Source organism: Deinococcus sp. Arct2-2 (assembly GCF_004801315.1).
Lineage (GTDB): Bacteria > Deinococcota > Deinococci > Deinococcales > Deinococcaceae > Deinococcus.
The window spans coordinates 21,896-46,054 of the sequence record NZ_SSNW01000032.1; the positions used below are offsets into that span (position 1 = coordinate 21,896).

General features: G+C 64.2%; 19 protein-coding genes. 8 read left to right on the forward strand and 11 right to left on the reverse strand.

What is annotated here, in order from left to right:
- Window positions 1-5 precede the first annotated feature (5 nt).
- Window positions 6-503, reverse strand: coding sequence for a flavin reductase family protein (locus E7T06_RS13525; protein WP_136366310.1), 498 nt, complete (start codon window positions 501-503; stop codon window positions 6-8).
- Between the two features lie 189 nt (window positions 504-692).
- On the reverse strand, window positions 693-2,384 hold the full coding sequence (locus tag E7T06_RS13530) for a family 10 glycosylhydrolase (RefSeq protein WP_136366311.1): 1,692 nt from the start codon (window positions 2,382-2,384) through the stop codon (window positions 693-695).
- 190 nt (window positions 2,385-2,574) lie between these two features.
- Here E7T06_RS13530 and E7T06_RS13535 point away from each other — a divergent pair, with 190 nt between their 5' ends.
- Window positions 2,575-3,618 (forward strand): ISAs1 family transposase, encoded by a 1,044-nt coding sequence (locus E7T06_RS13535; RefSeq protein ID WP_136366312.1) that lies wholly within the window; start codon window positions 2,575-2,577, stop codon window positions 3,616-3,618.
- 164 nt (window positions 3,619-3,782) lie between these two features.
- Window positions 3,783-4,235, forward strand: a complete 453-nt coding sequence (locus tag E7T06_RS13540) for a hypothetical protein (protein WP_136366313.1) — start codon at window positions 3,783-3,785, stop codon at window positions 4,233-4,235.
- A 70-nt stretch (window positions 4,236-4,305) separates the two neighbouring features.
- Here the strand turns inward: E7T06_RS13540 and dnaX are convergent, their stop codons facing one another.
- Window positions 4,306-6,723, reverse strand: coding sequence for a DNA polymerase III subunit gamma/tau (gene dnaX, locus E7T06_RS13545; RefSeq protein ID WP_136366314.1), 2,418 nt, complete (start codon window positions 6,721-6,723; stop codon window positions 4,306-4,308).
- Window positions 6,724-7,163: 440 nt separating this feature from the next.
- On the opposite strand from dnaX, the gene mutY reads away from it, so the two are divergent.
- The gene (gene mutY / locus E7T06_RS13550) at window positions 7,164-8,222 is read left to right on the forward strand and encodes an A/G-specific adenine glycosylase (RefSeq protein ID WP_136366315.1); all 1,059 of its coding nucleotides are present in this window, start codon (window positions 7,164-7,166) and stop codon (window positions 8,220-8,222) included.
- Here the strand turns inward: mutY and E7T06_RS13555 are convergent.
- From E7T06_RS13555 to E7T06_RS13570, 4 genes are all read right to left on the reverse strand, one after another.
- Entirely contained in the window at window positions 8,219-8,785 is a 567-nt protein-coding gene (locus E7T06_RS13555) for a 3'-5' exonuclease (protein ID WP_136366316.1), read from the reverse strand. The genes mutY and E7T06_RS13555 overlap by 4 nt on opposite strands.
- Window positions 8,786-8,999: 214 nt before the next feature.
- Window positions 9,000-10,991, reverse strand: coding sequence for a hypothetical protein (locus E7T06_RS13560; RefSeq protein ID WP_136366317.1), 1,992 nt, complete (start codon window positions 10,989-10,991; stop codon window positions 9,000-9,002).
- A 178-nt stretch (window positions 10,992-11,169) separates the two neighbouring features.
- Complete coding sequence (locus tag E7T06_RS13565) at window positions 11,170-12,813, reverse strand: hypothetical protein (RefSeq protein WP_136366318.1); 1,644 nt, start codon at window positions 12,811-12,813, stop codon at window positions 11,170-11,172.
- Window positions 12,810-13,544 carry a roadblock/LC7 domain-containing protein gene (locus E7T06_RS13570; RefSeq protein ID WP_136366319.1) on the reverse strand — a complete coding sequence of 245 codons (735 nt, stop codon included), beginning with the start codon at window positions 13,542-13,544 and terminating at the stop codon, window positions 12,810-12,812. The genes E7T06_RS13565 and E7T06_RS13570 overlap by 4 nt, the downstream gene beginning before the upstream one ends.
- A gap of 418 nt (window positions 13,545-13,962) precedes the next feature.
- On the opposite strand from E7T06_RS13570, the gene E7T06_RS13575 reads away from it, so the two are divergent.
- The 5 genes from E7T06_RS13575 (at window position 13,963) to rdgB (ending at window position 21,106) form a co-directional block, all read left to right on the forward strand.
- Entirely contained in the window at window positions 13,963-15,153 is a 1,191-nt protein-coding gene (locus E7T06_RS13575) for a glycine C-acetyltransferase (RefSeq protein ID WP_136366320.1), read from the forward strand.
- Window positions 15,150-15,566, forward strand: coding sequence for a GNAT family N-acetyltransferase (locus E7T06_RS13580; RefSeq protein ID WP_136366321.1), 417 nt, complete (start codon window positions 15,150-15,152; stop codon window positions 15,564-15,566). The genes E7T06_RS13575 and E7T06_RS13580 overlap by 4 nt, the downstream gene beginning before the upstream one ends.
- Window positions 15,567-15,828: 262 nt before the next feature.
- Complete coding sequence (gene ubiE, locus E7T06_RS13585; protein WP_136366322.1) at window positions 15,829-16,572, forward strand: bifunctional demethylmenaquinone methyltransferase/2-methoxy-6-polyprenyl-1,4-benzoquinol methylase UbiE; 744 nt, start codon at window positions 15,829-15,831, stop codon at window positions 16,570-16,572.
- A 407-nt stretch (window positions 16,573-16,979) separates the two neighbouring features.
- The gene (locus E7T06_RS13590; protein ID WP_136366323.1) at window positions 16,980-19,550 is read left to right on the forward strand and encodes a polynucleotide kinase-phosphatase; all 2,571 of its coding nucleotides are present in this window, start codon (window positions 16,980-16,982) and stop codon (window positions 19,548-19,550) included.
- Between the two features lie 917 nt (window positions 19,551-20,467).
- Window positions 20,468-21,106: an RdgB/HAM1 family non-canonical purine NTP pyrophosphatase gene (gene rdgB / locus E7T06_RS13600; protein ID WP_136366338.1), complete on the forward strand. Its 639-nt coding sequence runs from the start codon at window positions 20,468-20,470 to the stop codon at window positions 21,104-21,106.
- 120 nt (window positions 21,107-21,226) lie between these two features.
- Here rdgB and E7T06_RS13605 read toward each other — a convergent pair whose 3' ends face one another.
- From E7T06_RS13605 to E7T06_RS13620, 4 genes are all read right to left on the reverse strand, one after another.
- Entirely contained in the window at window positions 21,227-21,817 is a 591-nt protein-coding gene (locus E7T06_RS13605; RefSeq protein WP_205750931.1) for an HNH endonuclease, read from the reverse strand.
- 79 nt (window positions 21,818-21,896) lie between these two features.
- Window positions 21,897-22,574: a MarC family protein gene (locus E7T06_RS13610; RefSeq protein ID WP_136366324.1), complete on the reverse strand. Its 678-nt coding sequence runs from the start codon at window positions 22,572-22,574 to the stop codon at window positions 21,897-21,899.
- 63 nt (window positions 22,575-22,637) lie between these two features.
- On the reverse strand, window positions 22,638-23,327 hold the full coding sequence (locus E7T06_RS13615) for a hypothetical protein (RefSeq protein ID WP_136366325.1): 690 nt from the start codon (window positions 23,325-23,327) through the stop codon (window positions 22,638-22,640).
- A gap of 245 nt (window positions 23,328-23,572) precedes the next feature.
- Window positions 23,573-23,977, reverse strand: coding sequence for a transcriptional repressor (locus tag E7T06_RS13620; RefSeq protein WP_136366326.1), 405 nt, complete (start codon window positions 23,975-23,977; stop codon window positions 23,573-23,575).
- Between the last annotated feature and the right edge of the window lie 182 nt (window positions 23,978-24,159).

Consider the following 24,159-nt stretch of genomic DNA (forward strand, 5'->3'; position numbering starts at 1 on the left):
CTACCCTACCCCAACTCGTGGTACTGGCCCCGGAAGTACACCAGCGGATCGTCGTCGGTGTAGCGGGCGTATTCCACGAATCCTAGGTACAGGGTGTGGTCGCCCGCCACGATCATTTGCTGCTTGCGGCACACCAGTTGGGCAATGCAGCCGCCAATCAGGGGCAGGCCTTCATGCTCAAACCAAGGCACACTTTCTTCGGGGCCGGGGCGTCCGGCAAAGTGGTCGGAGAGGTGGCGCTGGGTGCTGCTGAGCAGATTCACGCCAAAGCGGGTGGTTTCGGGGCGGCCCAAGACCGCGTGCATATGGGCGCGGTGATCCACGCTGACTAGAATCAGCGGCGGCGTGAGGCTGACCGAGACGAAGGCGCTGGCGGTCATGCCCCGGCGCTGCTGGCCGTCTAGGGTGGTCACGATGGTGACGCCGCTGGCAAAGCGCCCCAGCGTTTCGCGGAATTCAAAGGGCGTCAGGCCGCCTTCGGCCTCTGCATTCGGAAGGGTCATAGCGGCAGTGTAACGCGGCGGGGGCAGAGGCAAGGGGCGCTTTATGGCGGTGAGGGCAGGAGCATGAGGCTACCGAACCTCAACAGTCTGGGGGCGAATCCAGAGTCAGTAGGCTGACTTTCTCTGAACTTGCCTATAACTTGGATTGATTGACTAGCACACCTTTCCCGCTCTCCACCCACTGAACCCTCAGGGCTGAGCGGGCGTTACGACTGGCGCGGGCGACACAGGCACACTCTTCGCAGGCGGCAGCGCCGGAACAGGTTGCAAATCCCGCACCAACAGGTCAGGCAGGCGCACCACGCCCTTTGCCGGAATGGTATCCACCCACCGCTGCCCACTCACACGGATTTCGGTGCTACCCGCTTTCAGGGCCGCAAAGCCGTAGTAACCGTTGCCGTCAGTGAGGGAGCGGGCCACCACTTCGCCGCCTTGCAGGGCTTCTACCACGCGGTTGCCCAGTACGGGTGCGCCCGTGACCCGGCCCAACAGTCCGCGTGAGGTAGGTGGGCTGGCTGTCCAGCGGGTAGGCACATTCAGGGCGGCTCCGGGGGCGGTCAGCAGGGCGCGGATCACGTCCAGACCTTGCGCGGTGGTGGCCTTATTGCCGTACACATCCACGTTGGGCGTGCGGTAGGAGTAGCCCACCCAGCCGAGGCCCGCGTTCACTGCACGGGCCGCCTGTGCCGCGATGACTGCTGGGGAATTCAGGTACAGCGCCGTGCCCACCGCCAGTTCGGCCTGCCCGCCATCGGCGCGGGGGCGCATAGAGGCCGCAAAGGCGTTCCAGCCGTCAAACCACGCGGCTTGATCGGCCATACCGTCGCGCTTGTAGTTCATGATCACGTTCAGGTCGAGCAGGCCGTCACGCATCCATGTAGGCCAGTCTTGCAGCACATCGTTGTAGGTGCGGGTGCGCCGGAACGACACCAGATCGCCCGCACGCGGCGGTTGCAGATAAGTAATGGTGGCCGCCGTGACCCACAAATTAGAGCGCACGCCCTTCACTTCCAGCGCGATTCGGCGCACGAGGGCCGTGACCTGATCTCGCTTCCAGTCTTGCCACGCGGGATCGGCGGCGGCAGGAATGCCAGTGGCCCCCGTTTCGGCATTGAAGCGGGCGATGACTTTGGGATCGTAGCCCCACACGCCGCCGTCGGGGTAACGGATTCGGTCTAGCTGAATGCCGTCTACAGCATAGTTTTTGACCAAACTGACCACGCCCGCCGTAATGTAATCGGCGGCAGCAGGAATGCCTACATCCAGCCAAGCGTCGCTGCCCTCTAAATACGTTCCATCAGGGCGGCGGGAATACCAAGACTGCGCCCCCATGTTTGGCCCGTGCGTGCGTGAAATATGCGCCGGATTGCTGTTGGGCACGGCAGCGTTGGCAACTCCGGTGACGCTGGCCCACGCGATCACACGCATGCTACGCGGCTTGGCGAGCTTGATGACGGCTTCCAGCGGATCGAAGCCCGGTTGCAAGTCGGCGTCGGTAATCATGGGCAGGCTGGAGCGGCGGCACAGGCAATCGGAACGGCGAATGGCCTGCACGAACAGCGTGTTGATGCCCATTTTGGCGGCGTCGTCTACCATGCGCCGCACCTGCGCCGAGGTCTTCAGGCCGGGGCCGAAAGCGTCTACCCATAGGCCGCGCACCTGAACCGCCGCCGGAGCGGGCGTCGCCACAGTGGGTACGGCGGCCACCGGAACAGGTTGTTTGGGCGCGTCTGTGGCGGCAGCAGGCAGGGCTGGCACCGGCGCTGGTATAGGCACTGGCACTGCCGCAGACCCGCCCGCCAAACCTCCAAGAGTGGGCAACACCAACGCCAGAGAGAGGGCGAGGGCGGCGGCGCGGCGCGGAGGTTGGAAGGAGGGCATAGGTTCGGCGCTCAGGCTAGCGCACCGGTACGGAGCAAGCATGAACGGCGGGCCGCCCCCAGGGGCAACTTACGTCGGCGTTAGAAACTGAGGGGTGACTGACGAGCAATTGAGGCAAGCGGTGTCGAGTTTTGCGGAGATTCCCGATGCGCGCAAGCCGCGAGGACTGCATCACAGCTGAGTGAATATCGTGACCATTGCCCTGTGTGCGGTGATGAGTGGGGCAGACACGTATCCAGAAATCCAAGCCTTTGGGGAGACCAACGAGGCGTGGTTGAAGGGTTTTTTAGAGCTTCGCCGGATTCCAGATCACGGGACCTTTCGGCGCGTGTTTGCTCAACTCGATCCTGTCCATTTCCAGTCCAGTGCACTGGACTGGATTCGTCAAGCCATTGGCGGACGATTGCACGGTGGGGACATCGTGAGTATCGATGGCAAACGGCTGCGGGGCACGTCCGCCGATGAGGTGCCGGGCATCCCTAGGGTGAATGTCTGGGCTGCTCGGCAAGGCTTGTGTCTGACCGCCACCGCCGTGGAAGGTAAAAGCAATGAGATCAGCACGCTTCCCAGCGTGCTGGACACGCTCTCACTGCTGGAACTGTCTGGGTGTGTGGTGACGTTGGATGCCATGGGCACTCAGCGCGACGTGGCCAAGAAACTGGTGTCTGTACAGGCGCAGGATCTCTTGGCCCTCAAGGGCAATCAGGGCCGCCTGTTTGAAGACGTCCAAGACCTGTTCGAGATGGTCTTGAAAGAGGCGACACCCGGTGACACGCTGTCACACATCGACACCGTGGAACAACAGCGTGCCCGTCAAGAACGGCGAACCTGTTGGATGCTGCCTGCTGCGCCCTTTCTCGATCACCATGCGTGGCCCGGCCTCCACAGCGTCGTCATGGTGCGCTCACAGCGCACCATCAAGGGCGTCCTGTCCCAAGAAGACCGCTATTTCCTGAGTCCCCTTCCGGTTGATGCCTCCCGTGCCTTACAGGGGATTCGCACCCACTGGCACATCGAAAACAGGCTCCACTGGGTGCTTGATGTCGCATTTCGCGAAGATGACTCGAAGACCCGGACAGACCACGGCCCAGAAAATCTCGCCACCCTTCGACGCTGGGCCTTAAATCTCATGCGGCTCGAAGGCACTGCTGGGGGTCTTGCCAAAAATAGAAAGCGCGTCGGCTGGGACGACGCCTACCGTTCTCGGCTTGTCGCCCTACTCGCTCCGACGTAAGTTGCCCCTAGGGCCGCCCCTAATTGCTGGAAGCTTGCCGCCCCACTGCACTTGTTCAAATTGGACTTCTCGAAATGGGACTTCTGCAAACTGTACCCATTTATGCTCACGCCCTCTTCATTTCCGTGTTAACTTACGGTCAGGTCAATTACGGAGGTATTTACATGAAACGAATCGCAATGATGGCTCTCGTCAGCACCCTCGCCCTTTCCGCCTGCAACCAACCCAACGTGGTGGGCAACAGCGTCAGCAAGGACTTTTCGGCCCTACTGAACACCGCCAGTGGCTACACCGCCGCCGCCGGAACCGCTGTGTACGTCGATCTTACGGGTGGAGACCGCCGCACGGTTCTCACGGCCACTGGCCTGAAAGCCAACACCGCCTATATCGCTCACTTTCACTCCAAGGGCACAGCGGCAGGCAGCACCAACGACTGCACGTCTGGCGGCCCTGTCGTAGGCGGCAAAATTGGTGGCGACACCGTATTTAGCAGCGACGCTGACGGCAAAGTCACCATTAAGGGCTTCCAGACCACCGCAGACCTGAAAGACGCCGCCTACATCAACATTCACGAGAGCGGAACGCCCAGCGTGATTCCTCTCTGCGCCGACATCTAAACCTGCTGGACTAAAGCAGGAGCGGGAAGCAAGGCACACAGCCAAGCTTCCCGCTTCTTGTTGCCTTGAACTAGACCTCGCCCACGTCCTCATCCTCTCCATCGGTTTCGGCCACCACAGACGCAGGGTTGCGGTTCTTGCCGATTTCGCGCACGCGGCCCGAGAATCTGCCTTTGATTTCCTCATATATGGGGTGGGCGCGGATGTCGGCGGGGCGGCCCGGTGCAGCCTTGAGAGGCGTGGCTTTCAGCTCTGGCGGCGTCAGCTTGGGCACAGGGTCGGGTCGGGGTGCGGGTGCGGCACGTTCGGGCATGAAGGAGGCATAGGGCGCGTCATCTAATGACGGTGGAGAGGTGCTGCTCTGAGCCGTGCTGCCCTGTGGCGTCTGGGCCTGAAACTCGCCGCCTACATCGCCCCAATCGGGTTCTTCGGTGATAGCCTCCACGATATACAGTTCGCGGCTGGCCCCCACAGGCGTAATGCGGTCTCCGCTTCCGGCATCGCTAGGCGCGGGCGGCGCGTCGGCAACGTGTTCGGCCTCCCAAGGGGCGGGGTCAAGTTCGGGCAGCGGTGCGGCGGCCACATCGTCAGGGCTGGAACGCTGATGAACACGGGCAGCGGGCGGTTCTATCGTGGCAATTGGAGCAGTGCGGGGCGCGGGCTGGACGGCCACGTTCTGAACAGGCTTGGACGCCACAGGAGCCGTGTCTATCGGCGCAAACTCTGGCCCCCGGTTGCTGGTGGCAGGGTTACTGGGGGCCGGAGTGGTGGCGGGGCGCTGGGTGCGGGTGGGCTGGAAGGCTGGCACTTCGGACGCTGGGGGGATGGAGGCGGCGGGCGTCGGAGTGGGTGACGCGGCGGCTTTGGCACGGGCTGGAGCCGGAGTCGAAACAGCCTGAGCCACTGCACCAGTTCCCATTGCCCCAGTATTTATTCCACCAGCGCCCATCTTCTGCCGCTTGGTACCTTCCGGTGTTACCAATTCAAACGCCACCGGCCCGAACACACGCAGCACCAGCGCAGCCAGTTCGTCGTATTTGCTCACCACTTGCTTGGCATGAAAAGCGTTCTTATCGTCGTAAGTCAGGCTAACAAATCCGGCTTCGGCGTGCGTGCGGGCAGGCTTGAGGAAGGCCCGGAGTTGCATGCTGGCCTGCCGGGTCACCTCGGCCCAACTGCCCTGCACTGCGGCTGGCGCGGCTTCTTCCAAGTCTTCTAGCGCAGCGTTGACGGCTTCCCGCACAGGCGCAGGCCCGTTGCTTCTGGCCCCCACACTCTGCCGCGCCCCCGGATCGAAGTCGGCCACCGCAGGGCCAGAAGTCGCCACCCGCGCTCCGCCCGCTTTCAGGCTCGCCAATTCTTTTTCTAGACGGTTCAGACGTTGGGTCATGTCGGCGGGAATGGCGGCGGCGGTTTGGGTGCGGCCCGCACTGGCAGAAGCGATACCTCCGCCCCCGGCGTCGGCAGCCAACAGCGCGTGTGTGAGCGCGAGTTCTAGGCTCAGGCCATCGGCAGAGCGGGCAAAGCGGGAATCTTGTTCGTCCAGCGCGGCCTGCAATTTGAGAAGCCGGGGCACGTCTGCGCCGTCCATCTTCTCGCCGCCCAAGCCAAGTTCGGCGTGGAGGGCCAACCCAAAGGCCGCCACCAAGCCTTCTACCACCGTGCGGGCCGCGAATCCATCGCGGTAGAGCTGGCCCGCACCCTGAATCGCGCCGCCTGCATCGCCCAGCATCAGGGCCGAAGCGATGCCGCGCACGCGCTCGCTGGGAGGCAGGCCCAAGGCGTCTTCTACGGCTGCCCGCGTGACCGCCGTGCCCGCCGCCAGCATCCGTTCCAGCAGGCTTTCGCCGTCGCGCATGGCTCCATCGGCCAAGCGCCCGATCAGTTGCAGGGCGTCCGGGTCGGCGTTCATGCCTTCCTTTTGCGCCAAGCCCGCCAATTTTCCGGCGATTTCTTCGGGCGTCAGGCGGCGGAATCGGTAGTGCTGGCAGCGGCTCAGAATAGTTGGGATGATCTTTTCCGGCTCGGTTGTGGCGAGGATAAAAATAACGTGGCTGGGCGGTTCTTCCAGCGTTTTCAGCAGCGCGTTGAAGGCGTTGCGCGTCATCATGTGCGCTTCGTCCAGAATGTAGATTTTTTTGCCGCCGCGCATGGCCGCGAGGCCCACTTTCTCGCGCAAGTCGCGCACATCGTCTACCGAGTTGTTGCTTGCCGCGTCAATTTCCAGCACGTCGGGATGGTTGCCGCTTCGCACACTCAGGCACGATTCGCACTCGCCGCACGGCTTCGGACTTGGCCCGGTGCAGTTGGCGGTCATGGCGATCAGGCGGGCGGTGGTGGTTTTGCCCACGCCACGCGGCCCCGAAAACAGGTAGGCGTGCCCCACGCGGCCCTGTTCCAGAGCGGCTCGCAGCACATCTTTGACATGTTCTTGCCCCACCACTTCATCCCAACGAATAGGCCGCGCCCGCTGATAAATGGCGCTCATCGGGAGGCCTTATTCCGGTTGAATCCCGTCTGTCTGGAATTCAGTCCGGCCCGTTGGACGGAGGCCGTATCAGCGGGGGCATGTGGGGTGTGGAGTGTGGGGTGTACGGCAAGGCTCAGGGCCGAGATTGGCCCCAGCAGGCGGCATTTTTCTTCTGACCTCTGACCACGTTGCACTGACCCTTGCCCCCACAATTCATTCACCTGCACAGTCTAAAGCGGGGGCGCGGCGGGCGGGGTGAGGTAGGCGGGAGTTGGGCGGGGAGGGAGGCGGAGGTGGAAGGTGAACCCCCCCGTTGCTGGCGCAACGCCCCCCCTTAGAGGGGAGGACCAAAAGCTGTTGCGCTCCCCTTGAGGGGGGCTGGCTGCGAAGCAGACTGGGGGTTGTTCTTCCCGCCTTTCATCACGGAAACTCCTGCCCCACCCCTTTACACTCAGCCCGTGACCCCCGCCCCGCCCCAGCAAGGAAAACCCATTCCCGCCGTGCAGGAGGCGCTCCTGTCGTGGTTTGACCACTCCGGGCGGGCGCTGCCGTGGCGCTTGGGCGAAGAAGGCGCACGCGATCCGTACCGCGTGTGGGTAGCCGAAATCCTGCTTCAGCAAACGCAGGTGGCGCGGGGGTTGGTGTACTACGAGCGCTTTCTAACGGCCTTTCCGAGTGTGCAGGCGTTAGCCGAAGCGCCCATAGACGCCGTGCTGAAGGCGTGGGAGGGCTGCGGCTACTACGCCCGCGCCCGCAATTTGCACAAGGCAGCGGGCGTGATGGTGACGGGCGGCGTTCCAAGCACCTATGCGGGTTGGCTGGCCTTGCCGGGGGTGGGGCCATACACAGCGGCGGCAGTGTCTAGCCTCGCCTTCAACGAGGGGCGGGCCGTGAACGACGGCAACGTGCGGCGCGTGCTGGCGCGGCTGTACGGCGAACGTCTGCCTACTGAACCTTGGGTGCAGGCGCGGGCCGACGCTCTGCTTGCCCAGAGTCGTCCCGGAGCCTTCAACGAAGCGGTCATGGACTTAGGAGCCACCATCTGCACGCCCAAAGCGCCGCGTTGCGAAGCGTGCCCGCTGGCCGCGTGGTGTGAGGCGAGCGCCAGTGGCGAGCCGACAGCGTTTCCGGCCCCCAAAGTGCGGGCAGCGGTGCGGGATGTGGGGGCGGTGGCCGTCCTGATCGGCAACGGGGAAAACGCTGTGCTGGAGCGCCGCCAAGGGGCCTTGTTGGGCGGTCTGATGGGCTTGCCCTCCGAACTGCGGGAGCCGGATGAAGCGGCGGCAGAGGCTTTGGCCCGCTTATGCACCCGCTTAGACGCCACGCCGGGGGCCATGTTGGGCACAGTCACGCACGCCATGACACACCGCCGCATCGTGCTGGACGTGTACGCCGCCAACTCAGCGCAGGCCCGGACGCCCGTGCAGGACGCCGCCCTGTCGCGGCTGGATCACAAAGCGTTGGGGCTACTGGAAGCGCGGCGCGGGTCTTTGTTTGGGGTACAGGATTTGGTTTAGTCCGCAGCAGGCCACTGCCCCGCCTGCACTAGTCCAGCCACCAGTGCGGCGATATTCCAAGCGTCGTCTTCGCCGCAGTGGTGGCGGCCTTCTAGGGGTAAACCCGCGTGCGCCAAGGCCTGCGCCATGCCCAATCGCGGCGAGTTGTGGGCAGCGGCATAGACCTGTTTGGCGTTGCTGTGGCGCGAACTGAACGGGTACGGCACGCCTGTCGCCCCGCACTGCCGCCTGAATTGATTGCGGTCATAGTCTCCCCAACTGGCCCAAGAGCGCGAATCGGCGTGGTACTCACGGCGCAGCATTTCGCATGCCTCTGCAAAGGTCAGGCCGCCCTGTACGTCTGCCGCCGTAATCCCCGTCAGTTCGGTGCAAAAGGCGCTCACTTCTGACCGCTCTGGGCGCACCTTGATGCTGCGGCGCTCTACGCGTTCCAGCGTGCGGAGGTTCAGCACACATAGACCGATTTCTATAATTTCGTTGACCTGTCCGGGCGGCGGCTGGGTATCCCAACAGGTGGCTTCTATGTCGATGATGTTCAGCAGATCGGCGTCAGCGTAAGTCATGGCTTCCTTTCCAACGCGGCGCGGGGCAGGTTGGTGAGGCTCAAGCTAAAGCGTTCATTCTCGCCGCGCCTGTGCCAAATGACTTGGGCCAAATGACTTGGGCCAAATGACGTGGAGCAAATGACTTGTTCACGGCCCTCTGCACATAAAAACGCTTCACACCCTAAAGAGCATGAAGCGCCGCAGTGCCCTGTATTCCAATACCCCTGCTCCTCTACCCCCCCTCCACCCAGCGCCCAGCATTCAGGCTGAGGCTGGCTTCGTCGCGGGCGCGGGCCAGTCGCCAGCGGCCCTGTGCGTCTTGCCGGGCCACCCACGCCGAAGCTGCGTCGCTGGCGCTGAGGTGACGCAGGCCGAGTGCGCCAGCTTGTTCCAACAGACTCGCCAATTGCACGGCTCTAGCATCGTGCACACCTTCCAAAATCACGCCGCCTTGTACCAACCAAGCGTCGTTGGGGCGCGGGGCAGCAGAAGCCGGAGCCGCCGCAACCGTTCCCACAGCACCGCCAAATAGGCCCCCTAGCGCACCGCCGCCCACGTCTTCTCCACCCATTCCTCCGCCACCTAGCCCCCCACCAAAGTCGAACACGTCCAGCAGGCCGCTCAGCGCGTCGGCCCCGAAGGTAGAGGTGACTTCCTGTGCGGCGCGGTATTCGGCGCGGGCTTCTTGCAGCATGGCTTCGGCGTCGGCCAAGGTTTGGGCGTAGTTTTCGCGGGCATCGGCAGACATCGGGCCTAAACGCCGCTGGGCACGCAAGGTATCGGCCAAGCGGCCAAGGCGCTGGGTGGTTTCTCCGGCCAAGTGCCGCACCGTGTCGTATTCGTGAACCACATGATCGGCGCGGGCATCGAAGTCTTCGCGTTGCTGGGCGGCCTCTCCCATTCGGCGTTCCAGCAGTGTCCAGAGGGTGGCCGGGTCTACGTCTTCGCCGCGTGCCAGTGCAGCGCGGGCGGCCTCAAGCGCGGGGGCCAAATCCATGTCTGCGCCGGGAACATCGCGGGCGGCGCGTTCCACGTCCATCAGTTCGCGCTGGCGCTCCAGCAGCAGTTCTGCGGCGGCCTGATCCAAATCTGGGCTGGTGAGGGTGTTCAGGGTGGCGCTCAGTTCGCGCAGTTCGTCGGTAGCCAGTCCGCCGCCGCTGACGGTCATTCGGGCTACATCCAGCGCTAGGCGGGCAGCCTGCACCGCCGCGCTGTCCGGCAGTCCGACCAGTTGGGCAGCAATACTGTCGAGTTCCGCACGCTGCACACTCAGGGCTGCGTCACGCGCCGCTTCCAGCTCAATGCGCCACGCACTCACCACTTCGGGCAGCAGCGAACCGCCGTGCTGCTGGTTCTTCAGTTTGTTATGACGGGCGTCCAAGTCGGCGCGGGCGTGCAGCAGCGGCCCAAATTCGCGGCCCAAGTCGGCCAGTTGGCGGGTGGCATGTTCTTGCTCCAGCACCAACACGCGGGCCTGTGCCTCGGCCTGCACTTCGGCAGACACGGGAACCATCTGGGGCGCGTCTACGGTTCCTTCGGCGGTCAGGGTCTGCACCACCGACGATTCCAGTTGCTTGCGGAGGGTAAAGGTGATGTTGCGGGCGCGTTCTACCTCGGCAGGCAGCAGCGTGCCCTGCTTTTGGGCATCCGCCACCTGCGTGATCAGGTTATCCAAGCGGCGCACTTCTTTGCCGCCCATCGCCTGCACCCGCCGGAAGGTGGCTTGCAATTCCGCCAAATCCTGCGCCTGTGCCACCAGCCCTTCTTGCAGGCGGCGCTCCATGCGGGCAATCAGGTCTTGACCCTCTTGCAGCAGCATCCCGGTATCTTTTCCGGCCTCTTCTTCCTGCCGTGCCACACCCAAAATGCCGCGCAGGCGCTGAGCTTCGGGCCAGTCGAAGTACAGCCCGAACCGCTTGGCCCCGTCTTCCAGTTGCACGATGGTGTTCTCGGCAAAACTGGGCAGCAGGCGTTCCTGCGTAGTCTTCATCAATTGATCGATCACGTCCGACACGCGCCGTTTGGCGAGAGCCGCCGGAACGCTCAGTTGCAATCTCTTGAAAACTTCCCGCTTGAGAATGTCTTCGAGCATTCCAGCGTCGAGTTTTTCGGACGTGGTGCCGCGAGCTTGCGCGGCGTCTTGCAAGATGCGCTCTAGGGCGCGGGGCGACACCAGGTCACCCAACATCCGCACGGGCAGGCGGTGCAAGGCGGAGGGACTCATAAGTTCAGCCTACCGCCGCGCCCACACGCTGTCGTTGTGCCATTCGTCATTGATGGGGCAAAGCTTTCGGTCAGTGGTGAGTGGTCAGTGGTGAGTGGGAAAGGCGTGGGGGCCGTACCGTCTGCGCTCCAAACACGGACGGCAGTGTTGAAACCCATGCCCCTAGCCGGACTCTGGGTCATACTTCTTCATCCCAGTCCAAGCTCTGCTGGGTGGCGTTTTTGGGCGTGCTGGGTTTGCCGAGCAGCCCAAATTGCTCGCACAGGCCCCGGAATCCGAAGGCGGTCAGGCCAATCGCCAGCGCACTGGTCAGCGCCCACAGCGGCAGGCCATACGCGCCCTGCATCAAGCTGAAGTTGGTGGCGGCCCGCAGGAAGCCCACGCCGGTAGCGTCCCCAATTGCGCCCAACAGTCCCATCAGACCCTCGAGCAGCAGCGGCAGCAGCAGCAAAATCAGGCCCCCGGCAATGGCCCGCCAATAGGTGTTGCGGCCCCCGAAGGCGAGGTTCAGCAGGTACAGCGGAATAAACGCCAACAGCGCCAGCAGTGCGAATACGATGACGCGCAGCCAGCCGCCAAACGAGCGGGCCACACCCGCCGAAGTCGCGTTCAGGGCACTGGCAGGCTGTCCGGCCACCCGGCGTTCCAAGTTGCCCACTTCTCCGATGAGAGCCTGAATATCGGCGGGGCGCAGGGCTTGGCGGGTTTGCGCGGCAGTCAGGTCTTGCACCAGATCGGGGTAGCCGCTGTCGCTCCGGGTGTCTTCGGAGGTAGTCGCCAATGCCGTAGTGGCCGAAGCCAAAGCGGTGCGGGCGGTGGGGCCGTCGGCGTGGCTGGCAGCGTTCAGGGCGCGGCCCAGTGCGCCGTACACGCCGTCCATACCCCGCGCGGCTGCGGTGGGTGCCGTCGTTGGGGCGGGCGTAGGGTCAGGCGTGGTTGTCGGCGCTGGCGTGGGAGGAACTTGAATGGGAGAGGGCGTGGGCGCCGTGCCGCCTGCCGGGGCAGTGCCACCCGCTGGAGCAGTGCCGCCCGCCACCGCTGCTTTGGGCGGATTGGCTAAGGCGCGGTTCAGGGCCGCCGTGCCCGTTCTGAGCGCCGTCAGAGACTGACCCAGCGCCGCCGTTTCGCCTGCTGTGAGTTGCCCCAGTGCGCCCGTAAACTGCTCGACTTTCAGGCTGCCCACGCCCTGCGCGTTTTGCACCACCGTAAACCAACCGGTGGCCCGCGCCAGATTCAGGTAAGCCGCGCCGCTGCGAACCGGGCGGGCCGAGGCCAACGCCGTACTGACCTGCAAGGCCGCCGAACGTTGCAAGCGCCAAGCTACGCGCTCCAGCTTCCCGGCGCGTGCATCGGTGGTCAGGGCTTGTGCGCCCGAAGCACTCAGGCCAAATTCACGCGCCAGCACGCGCAGTTGGGCGTCGCCGTTGGCGGGTGCGCCCGCCAGCAGGGTCAGGGTCTGGTCTTGCAGGGCGCGGCGCATCAGGCCACGCGCCAGCAAAATCTGGGCCTGTACCTCGGCGGGCGTGCGGGCCAGTGCAGCGCGTGCGCCCGCCAGTGCGTCGCTGATGCCGCCTGCGATCTGGCGGTTGCGCAAGGTGGGATCAAGCTGCTTGAAGGACTCTGCCGCCCGGTCAAGCTGCGTCAGGGTGGCTTCCGCGCTGGTGGTGCGGGCCGTGTACGCCGCGTCGAGGCTGGTGGCAACCGCGTTGTAGGCGCTCAGGTCTTGTGCGCCCGCACTGCCCAAGAGGGCCAGCAGCACGGTGCCTGCGAAGGCGGCGGACGCTTTGGCCCACTGCCCGCCGTGATTCTCACTGGTCTTCATACCGTGACCCGAACCTGAACCTGACCCAATTCGGCCAGCAGGCGGCCCACATTGATGTTCGGCCCGGCCACCACCGCCACGCAGTACTGGCCCAGCGGCCTCATGCACACCGTTTGGCCGCCCAAATCTGCCGACATCAGTTTTAGGGCGCGTTTTTGAAACAACATGGCGGTGGCCGCCACCACCCCGCTGAGGCCCGCCGCATCTCGCAGCGCCCGCACGCGCAACACTTCGCCCGTAGAGCGGCAGACCATCACGCCCAATACGCCCTGCATTCGGGCAAATTCCAGAATCAGGTCGTCTTGGCCGCTGGCCGAATCGAGCGCGTAGCTTTTGACTTCGGTTGGCCCCGTGTAATCGGGATCGTCAAATTCAAAATCATCGGCATTCAGGTGCGGCAGGTCGTCCCAACGGGTGTTGGTCATCACAGGGTTTTCATCCCACGCGGCCACCGGGCGGGTGTCGTTGAACAGGGTGGGCGCTTTGGGGTACTGCACCTCTAGGCGGCTGGCAAGCGCCTGCAATTCGGCGCGGGCGCGGGCCTGCGGCAACACCGTAGACAAGCGGTTGAGCAGCGGCCCCGACAAGACCCGCTGCATTTCTAAGGCGCTGACGCCTTCCGAAGTCAGGTTCTGTTCGCGCAGCGCGGCACGCAGCATCGTTTCGGCGGCGCGTTCAGACACACTGCCTGCAAGGGCACGCACAATCATGGAGTACACGGCGTTCGTCATGGGAAGAACCTCAGAGGAAAGGGCGGGAAGGGGGCAAGAATCAGGGGGAAGGCGGAGCGGGGCGGTTCATAACTGCGCCGCATCAGCAGAGAAAAGGAAACACCCTAGGCGTTGACCCGATCCGGAGCGGCGCAAGTGAGCAACGTGAGAAATCCTCACGCGAGTATAAGAGCGTCCACCTTACATTTTTGTCTCACCAGCGGCGCTTTTAGAGCATTTATCACAAAGAATCTGGCCCTGTTCATGAATCCTGCGCCCCAAGTGTAGCTGACTGCCTATGCAACTTCTTCGGCCCGCTGCTGCCCGTGCCGACAGACGACGGTTGTTGACAGACAGCGGTGTCTGCACTCATTGGACAAAGCGCTTGAGACGATGTGGCCCCGGACGACTGCCGCCCCCGCGCCCTAAACTGCACAGCATGTCTACCACCCTCTCGGCCCGCCTGAGTACCGAACTTTCTGCGCTCAGAGACAGCGGCCTGCTGATTCGCCCCCGCGTGCTGGAAGCCCCGCAGCGTGCCCGCACCCGTGTAGACGGCGTGGACGTGGTGAACCTCGCCAGCAACAATTATCTGGGCTTTGCCGATCATCCCGACATTAAGGCGCGGGCCGCCGAATACTTGCAGACGTGGGGGGCGGGCGCGGGCGCAGTGCGGACGATTGCCGGAACGCTGCAAATTCATGAAGACTTCGAGATGCAACTGGCGGCCTTCAAGCACACGGGCAGTGCGCTGGTACTGCAAAGCGGCTTTACGACCAATCAGGGCGTGTTGGGCACGCTGCTGCAACCCGGCGACGTGGTGGTCAGCGACGAACTGAATCACGCCAGCATCATCGACGGCCTGCGCCTGACCAAAGCCACCAAAAAGATTTACAAGCACAGCGACCCCGCCGACCTAGACCGCGTGCTGAGTGAAAACGACACCGAGGGTCTGAAAATGGTGGTCACAGACGGCGTATTCAGCATGGACGGCGACATTGCCCCGCTGGACGAACTGGTGGCGGTGGCCCGCAAACACGGCGCGGTGACGTATGTGGACGATGCTCACGGTTCGGGCGTGCTGGGCGCAGACGGGCGCGGCACGGTGCATCATTTTGGGCTGGAGGGCGCAGAAGACGTGATTCAGGTGGGCACGCTGAGCAAGGCGTGGGGCGCGGTGGGCGGCTACGCGGCGGGTCACGGCGACCTGCGCCAACTGCTCATCAACCGGGCGCGGCCTTACCTGTTTTCTACGGCCCAGCCGCCTGCGGTGGTGGGTGCGTTGGCGGCGGCCCTCGAACTGGTGGTGCGCGACCCCAGCCTGATGGAGCGCCTGTGGAGCAACACGCGCTACTTCAAGGCAGAGTTGGCGACGCTGGGCTTCGACACGATGGGCAGCCAGACGCCCATTACGCCGGTGCTGTTTGGCGAACCGGAAGCCGCGTTCGAGGCCAGCCGCCGCCTGCTTGCAGAAGGGGTCTTTGCCGTGGGACTGGGCTTTCCCACCGTACCGCGAGGACTGGCCCGCATTCGGAATATCGTGACCGCCGAGCATACGAAAGAAGACCTCGATTTTGCGCTGGGAGCCTATGAACGGGTGGGCAAAGGTTTGGGGATTATCGGGCCGTGAGTGCCGATTCCGTCAGCTACCACGTGCGGGCCGAGATCGATCTAGCCGACTTGGGCAAGCTGCGGGAAGCCGCGTGGGGCGGGCAGGATGACGGCGCGTGGTGGAAGCCTGTGCTAGAGCGCAGCCTGACTTGGGTCACGGCGCATGACGGCGAGGCGTTGGTGGGCTTCGTGAATGTGGCGTGGGACGGCGGCGTTCACGCCTTCTTGCTGGATACCACCGTGCATCCCGACTGGCAGCGGCGCGGCATCGGCACGCAACTGGTACGCCGCGCTGCTGAGGCCGCCCAAACCGGAGCCGCCCAGACTGGAAAGGTGGAATGGCTGCACGTGGACTTCGAAGCCCACCTGAGCGAGTTTTACGCCGGGTGCGGGTTCCAGAGTACGGCGGCGGGCTTGGTGCGGTGGAAGTGAGTGGCGGAGGTGGTGACTAAACCCCCCCGTTGCTGACGCAACGCCCCCCCTTAGAGGTGGGGACTAAAAGCTCTTGCGCTCCCCTCAAGGGGGGCTGGCTGCGAAGCAGACTGGGGGGGTTTGCCGGGAGATTAGATTGCGGCTTGGCTCCCACCAAACGCTGCCGAGTCGTACAGGCACTGAGAAAGACCGGCGCGTCCAACACAGCAACTTCAGCACAGGGCCACACGCCCCCGCCCGCCGCGCCTATCATCAACGCCATATGACTTCCCCGCCGTCCATTCCGCCAGTAGGAGACAAACAAGACAAGGGCGCGGGCGTGCAGGCCATGTTCGCCTCTATCGCGCCCCGTTACGACCTGCTGAACCGGGTGCTGAGCCTCGGCATAGACCGCTCTTGGCGGCGTGAGGCCACCCGCGAAGCGTTGGCGCTGAGCAACCCGAACGGTACAGGCGCACGGGTGCTGGATGTGGCGACGGGCACGGCAGATTTCGCGCTGGAACTCAAGGCCACAGCGCCGGAAGCTGAAGTCATCGGCAGCGACTTCGTGCCCGAAATGTTGGCGATTGGCCGAGTGAAGGCTAAAGCCCGCCAGATAGACATCGTGCTGGAAGAAGGCGACGCCCTGAATCTGCCCTACCCCGACGCCAGTTTCGACGTGATTACCTGCGCGTTCGGCTTTCGCAACTTTGCCGACTACGCACGTGGGCTGGCCGAGTTTCACCGAGTCCTATCGCCGGGTGGACGGCTGGTGATCTTGGAGTTTCCACCGCCGCGTGCGGGCCTGTTTGGGAGCGTGTTCCGCTTCTATTTCCGCCATATCCTGCCGCGTATCGGGGCGCTGGTCAGCGGCAATGCCGGGGCCTACACCTACCTCCCCGAAAGCGTGCTGGCCTTCCCCGACCCCGAACGCTTGGCGGGCCTGATGCGGGCCACAGGCTTCCGCACCAGATTCAAGCTGCTGAGCGCGGGCATTGCGGCGATTCATGTGGGGGATAAGGGGTAGGGAGCGGGCTGCACGGGCCAACCCCCCCATTGCTCCGCAATGCCCCCCCTTGAGGGGAGGTGCAAAAACTCCGACATCGCCACCCAATCACGTCCTCGCCCAACTCCGTGTGAGGCCGTCGTCCACGCAGTGGGCGGGCCAATTCCATATGGGAATGAACAGGCAATTCCGCTTCAGATGAACGCGCTAGCCGAGTCTAGACGCGACAAGATCAATCCTCCCGAGCGGAGCGACAAACTCCCCTGACCCCTTTGGGGGCGGGGGCTGGGGGGTGGGGGAGTCCAACGTTGGAGAAGACCCAAAACTCACCGCCCTAAATTAAGCCAGAGCCAAAGCAACAGCCTCAGCCACCTAGCCCATGCCCCGCCGCCCCCGCATGTGCAAGGATTCGGCGCAGAGGTTCCCGCATGACCGACACCCCCACTCCCGCTGCAACTACGCCCACCATCACCGACATCGCCCTCCCCGAACTGGCCCTCGTGGCCCTGATCGGCGCGTCGTCGGCGGGCAAAAGCAGCTTCGCGGCACGGCATTTTTTGCCCAGTGAGGTACTGAGCAGCGACGCTTTCCGCGCCCTTGTCAGCGACGATGAGAACAGCCTAGAAGCCACCGCCGACGCCTTCGACAGCCTGTTTTATATAGCAGGCAAACGCCTGAGCCGGGGCCGCCTGACCGTGATAGACGCGACGAACGTGCGCCCCACGGATCGCCAAAAACTGGTGGACTTGGCGCGGGCGCATGACGTGTTGCCGGTAGCGATTGTGCTGGATTTGCCGCGCAGCACGCTGGAAACACGGCACGCGGCACGCACAGATCGGGACTTCCCGGCGTCGGTCATCGTGCGGCAACTGACCGAGCTGAAGCGGACGCTGCGCGGGCTGGGCAAAGAGGGCTTCCGGCACGTGTGGGCGCTGCGTTCGGAGGTGGAAGTAGACACGGCCCGCGTGCGGCGCGTGCCCCTGCACACCAATCGCCGCGACCTGACCGGGCCATTTGATTTCATTGGCGACGTACACGGCTGCTTGCCCGAACTACGCGAACTGCTGACCAAGCTGGGCTATACAGCAGACGGCGAAAGCTTCACGCCGCCGCTAGGCCGCACTGCCATCTTTGTAGGCGACCTTGTTGACCGGGGGCCGGACAGCGTGGGTGTGCTGCGACTGGTCATGAAGATGGTCAACACGGGCGCGGCGCTGTGCGTGCCCGGCAATCACGACGAAAAGCTGAAGCGGGCGCTGGACGGCAAAGCGGTACGGGCCTTGCACGGCCTAGACGAAACGTTGGCCGCGCTGGAGGGGGAAGGCGAAAACTTTAAGCGCGAGGTCAAGACCTTCATCGAGCGCCTCGTGAGCCACCTCGTACTAGACGGCGGGCGGGTAGTCGTGGCCCACGCGGGCTTGCCGGAGCAGTATCAGGGCCGCAGTTCGGGGCGGGTGCGGAGTTTCGCGCTGTACGGCGACGTAGACGGCAGCAAAGACGAACTGGGACTGCCCGTGCGCCGCGACTGGGCACGCACTTACAAGGGCGCGGCGCAGGTGATTTACGGCCACACCCCGGTGGCCCGCCCGGTGTGGGTCAACCGCACCATCGACATAGACACCGGCTGCGCGTTTGGCGGCAGCCTCACCGCCCTGCGCTACCCCGAACAGGAAGTGGTGAGCGTGCCCGCCCATGGCCAATACGCCGTGCCACCGCGCCCTTTGGCCGAAGCTGAGGCGGAAGAAATCGCCGCTTTCGACCTCGCTACGTTCAGTCAGCCGGGTAAGATTCTGACGCGCACGTTTGGCGGAATCTTGGTGAAGGGTGGCGAGCGCATGGCCGCCGTAGAAACGTGGAGCCGATTCGGAATCGAACCCGGCTGGGGCGTGTATTTGCCGCCCACCATGAGTCCGGTGGAAACCAGCAGCCACCCCAACTTTCTGGAACATCCCGCCGAGGCGTGGGCGTATTACCGCGCTCAGGGCGTAACAAACGTCATGTGTCAAGAGAAGCACATGGGCAGCCGCGCCGTGTTGGTGCTGGCCCGCACGGGCGAAGCGGCGCGGCGGGTGTTTGGCGTAGAGGGTGCGCCAGACCGCACAGGCCGGATTTATACCCGCACTGGGCGGGCCTTTTTCAGCGGAGAGAAATCGGGCTGGGAAGCCCCGATCCTTGCCCGCGCCCATGCTGCCGCCGAAGCTGCGGGCCTGTGGGACACCCTCCAGTCGGATTGGGCCGTGCTGGACGCCGAAATTTTGCCGTGGAGCCTGAAAGCCGGGGAGTTGTTGCGTGGGCATTACGCCCCCGTGGGAGCCGCCGGAAACGCCGTGCTGCCCGCTGCCGCCGCTGCTTTGGCCGAAGCCGCCGCACGTGGGCTTGATGTGGCAGACCTTCAGGCCACTACCCAAGACCGCGCCGCCGCCTTGCACGCTTACCGCGAGGCCTACCGCGCCTATGTGCGCCGGGTAGACAGCGTGGACGACGTGCAGATTCGGCCTTTTCACCTGCTGGTGTCGGAAGGGACGGTGCATACCGACAGGGATCACTTGTGGCACCTGAACACGCTGGGCACGCTGGCCGACGCCGATCCGGGGCTGTTTGGGCGCACCGATTACCGCGTGGTGCACTTGGCCGACGCCGCAGCAGTTGCCGACGCTGAAGCATGGTGGCACGCGCTGACCGAATCGGGCGGAGAAGGCATGGTGGTCAAGCCCCTCACGTTTTTGGATGCCGAGAACCGCAGCCTGCAACCCGCCGTGAAGGTGCGCGGGCGCGAATACTTGCGGATCATTTACGGCCCGGAATACACCCGCCCCGACAACCTGAACCGCTTGCGGGCGCGGGCTTTGGGGGCCAAGCGGGCGCGTGCCTTGCGCGAATTTCATCTGGGGCTGGAAGGGTTGGCGCGGCTGGCAGAAGGCGCGGTCAACACCAGCATTCAGGAGTGCGTGCTGGGCGTGTTGGCGCTGGAAAGTGACCCGATAGACGCCCGGTTGTAGGGGCTGACCCGGCAGCGACTCTGGTCTGACTAGCCCAACCCAAGTGCCGTCCCATTTCAGTCAGAGCTGAACGTTAGACTTTCTTCATGTCCAATCCAGATTCAGTCGGAACTCAACCGTCTGGCCCCCCGCCACCCCCTCTCCTCGGCCACCCCGATCAGGAAACGAAATTTGCCGTGTACCTGTGCCCCCCGGCGGTCAGCGACTTGTACCGGGTAGGCTCGGGGCTACTGGGCTACGACGTGCGGGCAGGCGAGATGGTGCCGATGCTTGAATTTATGCGCCCGGACTGGCAAACCGACGCCAAACCTTACGGCTTTCACCTGACGGTGACGGAGGCGTTCAGCACCGACCCCGCCAACTGGCCCGACATAGAGGCGGAGGTGCGGGCGTGCGTGGCTTGCCTGACACCGGGGGCTTTTTTGGGCCTGTCGGGGGGCCGGGTAGAGGCGTGGGAAGACGGCAAAGTTTGGGTGCAGCGCCTGAACGCCAGCCCCGCGCTGACCGTGCTGCACACGCTGCTCTCTGCGCGGCTTGCGCCCTACGTGAGCGCCTCGCCCTTTGACTGGGAAGTGCGTGAAGGCAAATATTCCCGCCCACATGAGCAGGCCCGGATGGAACTGCTGCACACCCCACGTGGGCTGGATTCTTGGCAGCCGCACTTTACGCTGGCGCAGCCCTACAGCGGCCACGACCCCGAACGGATGCGGCATGAACTGGAAGCGCGGATGGCTCCTTTTCAGACCCAGAGCTACTCGGGCGTGACCTTGTTCGAGCGGCGGGCAGGAGAACCATTCTGGCGTGTGCGGGCCGATATTCCCTTGGTAAGCCCCCTGATGGGGGGAGTGCCGCCGCAGGGCCTCGCCCACGAAACTTCACGCGCAGGGGCGGCGGCCTCGCCTACACTCGGAGAGATGATGAACGATAGCACCACCAACACCACTGCCCCTACCCGCAAACGAATTGTGGTGGCCACTGGCAACGCCGGAAAAGTCCGCGAGATAGAAGAAGCCCTGAGCGACCTGAACTGGCAACTAGACGGCATGGGAGCCTTCCCGATGCCCGAAGAGAGTGGCGTGACCTACGAGGAAAACGCCGCCATGAAAGCCTGCGCCGCCGCCATTACGATGGGCCGCACCGCGCTGGCCGACGATTCGGGCCTAGAAGTAGAGGCATTGGGCGGCGAGCCGGGCGTGTACTCGGCCCGCTACGGCAACCGCCCCACCGACCTCGACCGCAATATGTACCTGCTGGAGCGCCTGCGCGGAAAATCCAACCGCCGCGCCAAGTTCGTCAGCGTGGTTATTTTGGCCTACCCAGACGGCCATCTGGAATCTTACCGGGGCGAAGTGCCCGGCGTCATCTTGGAAGGGCCACGCGGTGACGGCGGCTTCGGCTACGATTCCCTCTTCGTACCAGACGGCGAAACGCGCACGTTGGCCGAAATGACTGTGGCCGAAAAACGCGCGATCAGTCACCGGGGCCGGGCACTGGCAGCCCTGCTGGAAGCGCACAAGGCCGGGGAGCCGGAGCGGGAAGTGACGAGGCTGGAATAGGAACGTGGTGGGTGGACCGTAGAACGGAGAAGGGTCAAACCCAAAACAGCGGGGCAAGCCAATTGGTCCGCCCCGCTGTGCTGTTCATCTTTTAACCACGCTCCACGATCTACGTTCCACCTACTGCCCGATGTACTTGGCCCACCCCGGCTGCCAGTGGGCAAACTGCCCATGCGCGTACACGCCGAACGTCGGGGCGCGAGGCCGGGTGCGTAGGTGCATTCCGGCCTCGTCGGGGGTGCGGCTCCCCTTGCGCTGGTTGCACACCCTGCACGCGGTGGTCACGTTGTCCCAGTTGTGCCGCCCACCACGCGAGCGGGGCATCACGTGATCGAGCGTGAGATCGTCGGGCGAGCCGCAATACTGGCAGGCAAAGGTATCGCGGCGCAGCACGTTGCGGCGGTTGAAGGGCACCGGATGCACGCGGGGGCGGCGCACATAGCGTCGCAACCGGATCACGCTGGGCACGTTGATGGTGGTGCTGGGCGACCTGACCACGTCGCTGCTGTCTTCCAGTACCTCGGCCACCCCGTACTGCACGAGTGTAATGGCGCGCTTGGCGCTCGTGACATGCAGCGGCTCATAGGAAGCGTTCAGCACCAGCACTCGCGGGGCGTTTAGATCCGGCGCAACGCGGGCGGGTGGCCTCGTTGCTTCCTCTCCTCCATTCACGGTTTTGATCCCACTCGTCGGGGTGTTCATGCCCCGCATAATACGGCGCAGTTGTCAAGCAATTGGTGCGCCGGGTGGCTTATCGCTGGCCTAGATCGGCCTCAGAAAGGGGGCGAGATCAACCCAAGCCCGGCAGACCCAGACCCGTGATCTTCAGGCCACCGCGCATAAACTCCAGCACACCATCGGCCACGTACTGCACGGCCAACGCCCCTAGCAGGACGCCCAGTACCCGCGTCACCACATGCACCCCGGTGAGGCCAATCACGCGGGCAATTTGACCCGACAGGCGCAGGGCGAGGTAACACAGCAGCAGCACCCCGAACGTAACCACAAAAACTGCGCCCAGCAGCAAGCCGTCGCCGTGTGCGTCGCTGGCGAGAATCATGATGCTGGCGAGGGTTCCGGGGCCAGCGATGAGCGGAATAGCCAGCGGAAACACGCTGATATCTTGGCGTTCTTGGGCTTCTTGTTCTTCTTCGGGCGTTTCCTTGGAGCCGCTGGGCCGTGCAAACACCATGTCCAGCGCAATGAGGAACAGTAGGATGCCGCCCGCCACCCGGAAGGCGCTCAGGCTGATGCCCAAATGCTCCAGCAGCGCCCGCCCGAACAGCCCGAACAACAAGATGATGATGCCCGCCACCACCGACGCCTTGAGGGCCACCCTCCGGCGCTCGAAGGCGGGGCGGTTGCCTGCCAGCCCGATAAAAATGGGCGCGAGGCCGATGGGATCCATGACCACCAGCATGGTCAGGAAGGTTTGAAGACTAATGCTGGACAGTTCGGCCACATTCACGCCCCGTAGCGTACCCCTAGGGGCGTCACGGAAGCGTCACCCGAGTTAGTAGCGCAGCAGACCTCAGGGCCGGGCGTTGACTTCCAGCGTGCCCACCGCCGCCACCGATTTGCCCCTCACGAGTTGGCGGGCCTGCACACCCACCGTATAGGTATTGACGCCCGTATCGGCTTTTACGCTGACGACAACGGGGAATGTCTCGCCCGCCCGCACCTGAGTTTTAGACAACTTCACGGTAATTCCGGGGGTGTTGCTGTCGGCAGCGAGGGTGAATAGGCCCGGATGCGTGGTAGGCGTGTAGCCACCAACCCGGCCCGACAAGGTGCGCGACTGGCCCACGCGCAGGCTGAGGGTGGTCAGCGAGGAACTGCGGTCAGTGGGGCCACCTGCCGTAGACAGCACCACGTACCCGCCCGCACAGCCCGTGCTGCGCAGCACACCAATATCACGCGCCCCTACCGACAGCGCAGGCAGCAGCGAGGCCACCACCAGCCCCAGCCCCAGCGCCGCCCGTTTGGGCCGCCGGAAATTGAAGGCCGTAAAGCCCAGTCCACCCGGCCCCAGCAGCAGCGGCAGCAGCAGGGCCAGCAGCGTGTGCCCCTGACAGGGATCGGGCAACAAGGCCATGCCTAGCGCCCGCACCCCAAAGACCAGCGCCGCGCCGATTCCCCAGCCCAGCAGGAAGGCCGGAAGAAATTCCGCCGCACGGTAAGACGGAAATTCATTGGGGGCAGGAGACAACGGCAAACTCATGGTGTGAGGCTAGCGCGGCGGCGCGGGGACAAAGAGGCAGGCCAGAGAATGAGGGCTTTCTGCCGTGCTTGGGGACACGTTGGAACGTTGAGGTAGAAGGTGAACCCCCCCGTTGCTGGCGCAACGCCCCCCCTTAGAGGGGAGGACAACAGCTTTTGCGCTCCCCTTTAAGGGGGGCTGGCTGCGAAGCAGACTGGGGGGTTCACACGCAGCGTCAGCGCCAAATACACTTGGCAACCACTTGCTCAGCCGTCTTGGGTTGGCTTGGCCGCGCAGCCCTTACACATGCCCATAAATTCTAACCGCACTTCGGTCACGGCAAAGCCTGCGGGCAGGGCCGCCGCCGGAATACTGGGAATGGCTGCCGCGTCCACATCGAAAATTGCGCCGCAGCCCCGACAAACCGCGTGATGGTGATACTCGCCGCCGTGTTTGTAGTCGTAGCGCGTAGCCTGCCCCGCCCGCTCGATGGTCAGGAGTACGCCGTCACGCACAAGGGCGTCGAGGGTACGGTACACGGTGCCGAGGCTCACGCTGGGCAGCGATTGCCGCACCTTGCCATGAATCCACGCCGCGTCAGGGTGGGCACGCGAGGCCTGAAGCACCTCGATCACCGCCTGCCGTTGCCGGGTTTGCCGCACCATCGTCATAGCGGGAGAATAGCAAATGCCTCGCGGGGGAAATGGGATGTGGGGTGTGGGGTAGGTCTAAGGGTCTAAAGGTCGAGGGTCTAAGGCGCTGGGGCGTTGCGGTGTTTGGGTGGGCAGATCAGCCAAAACAGGCGGCTAGGGTTGCCTATCTGTTCTTAAACCCTTAGACCCTAGACCCTTAG

Bases quoted from the DNA above. Each gene is read 5' to 3' on its own strand.
- E7T06_RS13555 (WP_136366316.1), bottom strand. From the start codon at position 8,785: ATGACTTACGCTGACGCCGATCTGCTGAACATCATCGACATAGAAGCC.
- E7T06_RS13540 (WP_136366313.1), top strand. From the start codon at position 3,783: ATGAAACGAATCGCAATGATGGCTCTCGTCAGCACCCTCGCCCTTTCC.
- rdgB (WP_136366338.1), top strand. From the start codon at position 20,468: ATGAACGATAGCACCACCAACACCACTGCCCCTACCCGCAAACGAATT.
- E7T06_RS13530 (WP_136366311.1), bottom strand. From the start codon at position 2,384: ATGCCCTCCTTCCAACCTCCGCGCCGCGCCGCCGCCCTCGCCCTCTCT.
- E7T06_RS13605 (WP_205750931.1), bottom strand. From the start codon at position 21,817: ATGCGGGGCATGAACACCCCGACGAGTGGGATCAAAACCGTGAATGGA.
- E7T06_RS13565 (WP_136366318.1), bottom strand. From the start codon at position 12,813: ATGAAGACCAGTGAGAATCACGGCGGGCAGTGGGCCAAAGCGTCCGCC.
- E7T06_RS13615 (WP_136366325.1), bottom strand. From the start codon at position 23,327: ATGAGTTTGCCGTTGTCTCCTGCCCCCAATGAATTTCCGTCTTACCGT.
- dnaX (WP_136366314.1), bottom strand. From the start codon at position 6,723: ATGAGCGCCATTTATCAGCGGGCGCGGCCTATTCGTTGGGATGAAGTG.
- E7T06_RS13570 (WP_136366319.1), bottom strand. From the start codon at position 13,544: ATGACGAACGCCGTGTACTCCATGATTGTGCGTGCCCTTGCAGGCAGT.
- E7T06_RS13560 (WP_136366317.1), bottom strand. From the start codon at position 10,991: ATGAGTCCCTCCGCCTTGCACCGCCTGCCCGTGCGGATGTTGGGTGAC.
- E7T06_RS13590 (WP_136366323.1), top strand. From the start codon at position 16,980: ATGACCGACACCCCCACTCCCGCTGCAACTACGCCCACCATCACCGAC.
- E7T06_RS13575 (WP_136366320.1), top strand. From the start codon at position 13,963: ATGTCTACCACCCTCTCGGCCCGCCTGAGTACCGAACTTTCTGCGCTC.
- E7T06_RS13525 (WP_136366310.1), bottom strand. From the start codon at position 503: ATGACCCTTCCGAATGCAGAGGCCGAAGGCGGCCTGACGCCCTTTGAA.
- E7T06_RS13620 (WP_136366326.1), bottom strand. From the start codon at position 23,977: ATGACGATGGTGCGGCAAACCCGGCAACGGCAGGCGGTGATCGAGGTG.
- ubiE (WP_136366322.1), top strand. From the start codon at position 15,829: ATGACTTCCCCGCCGTCCATTCCGCCAGTAGGAGACAAACAAGACAAG.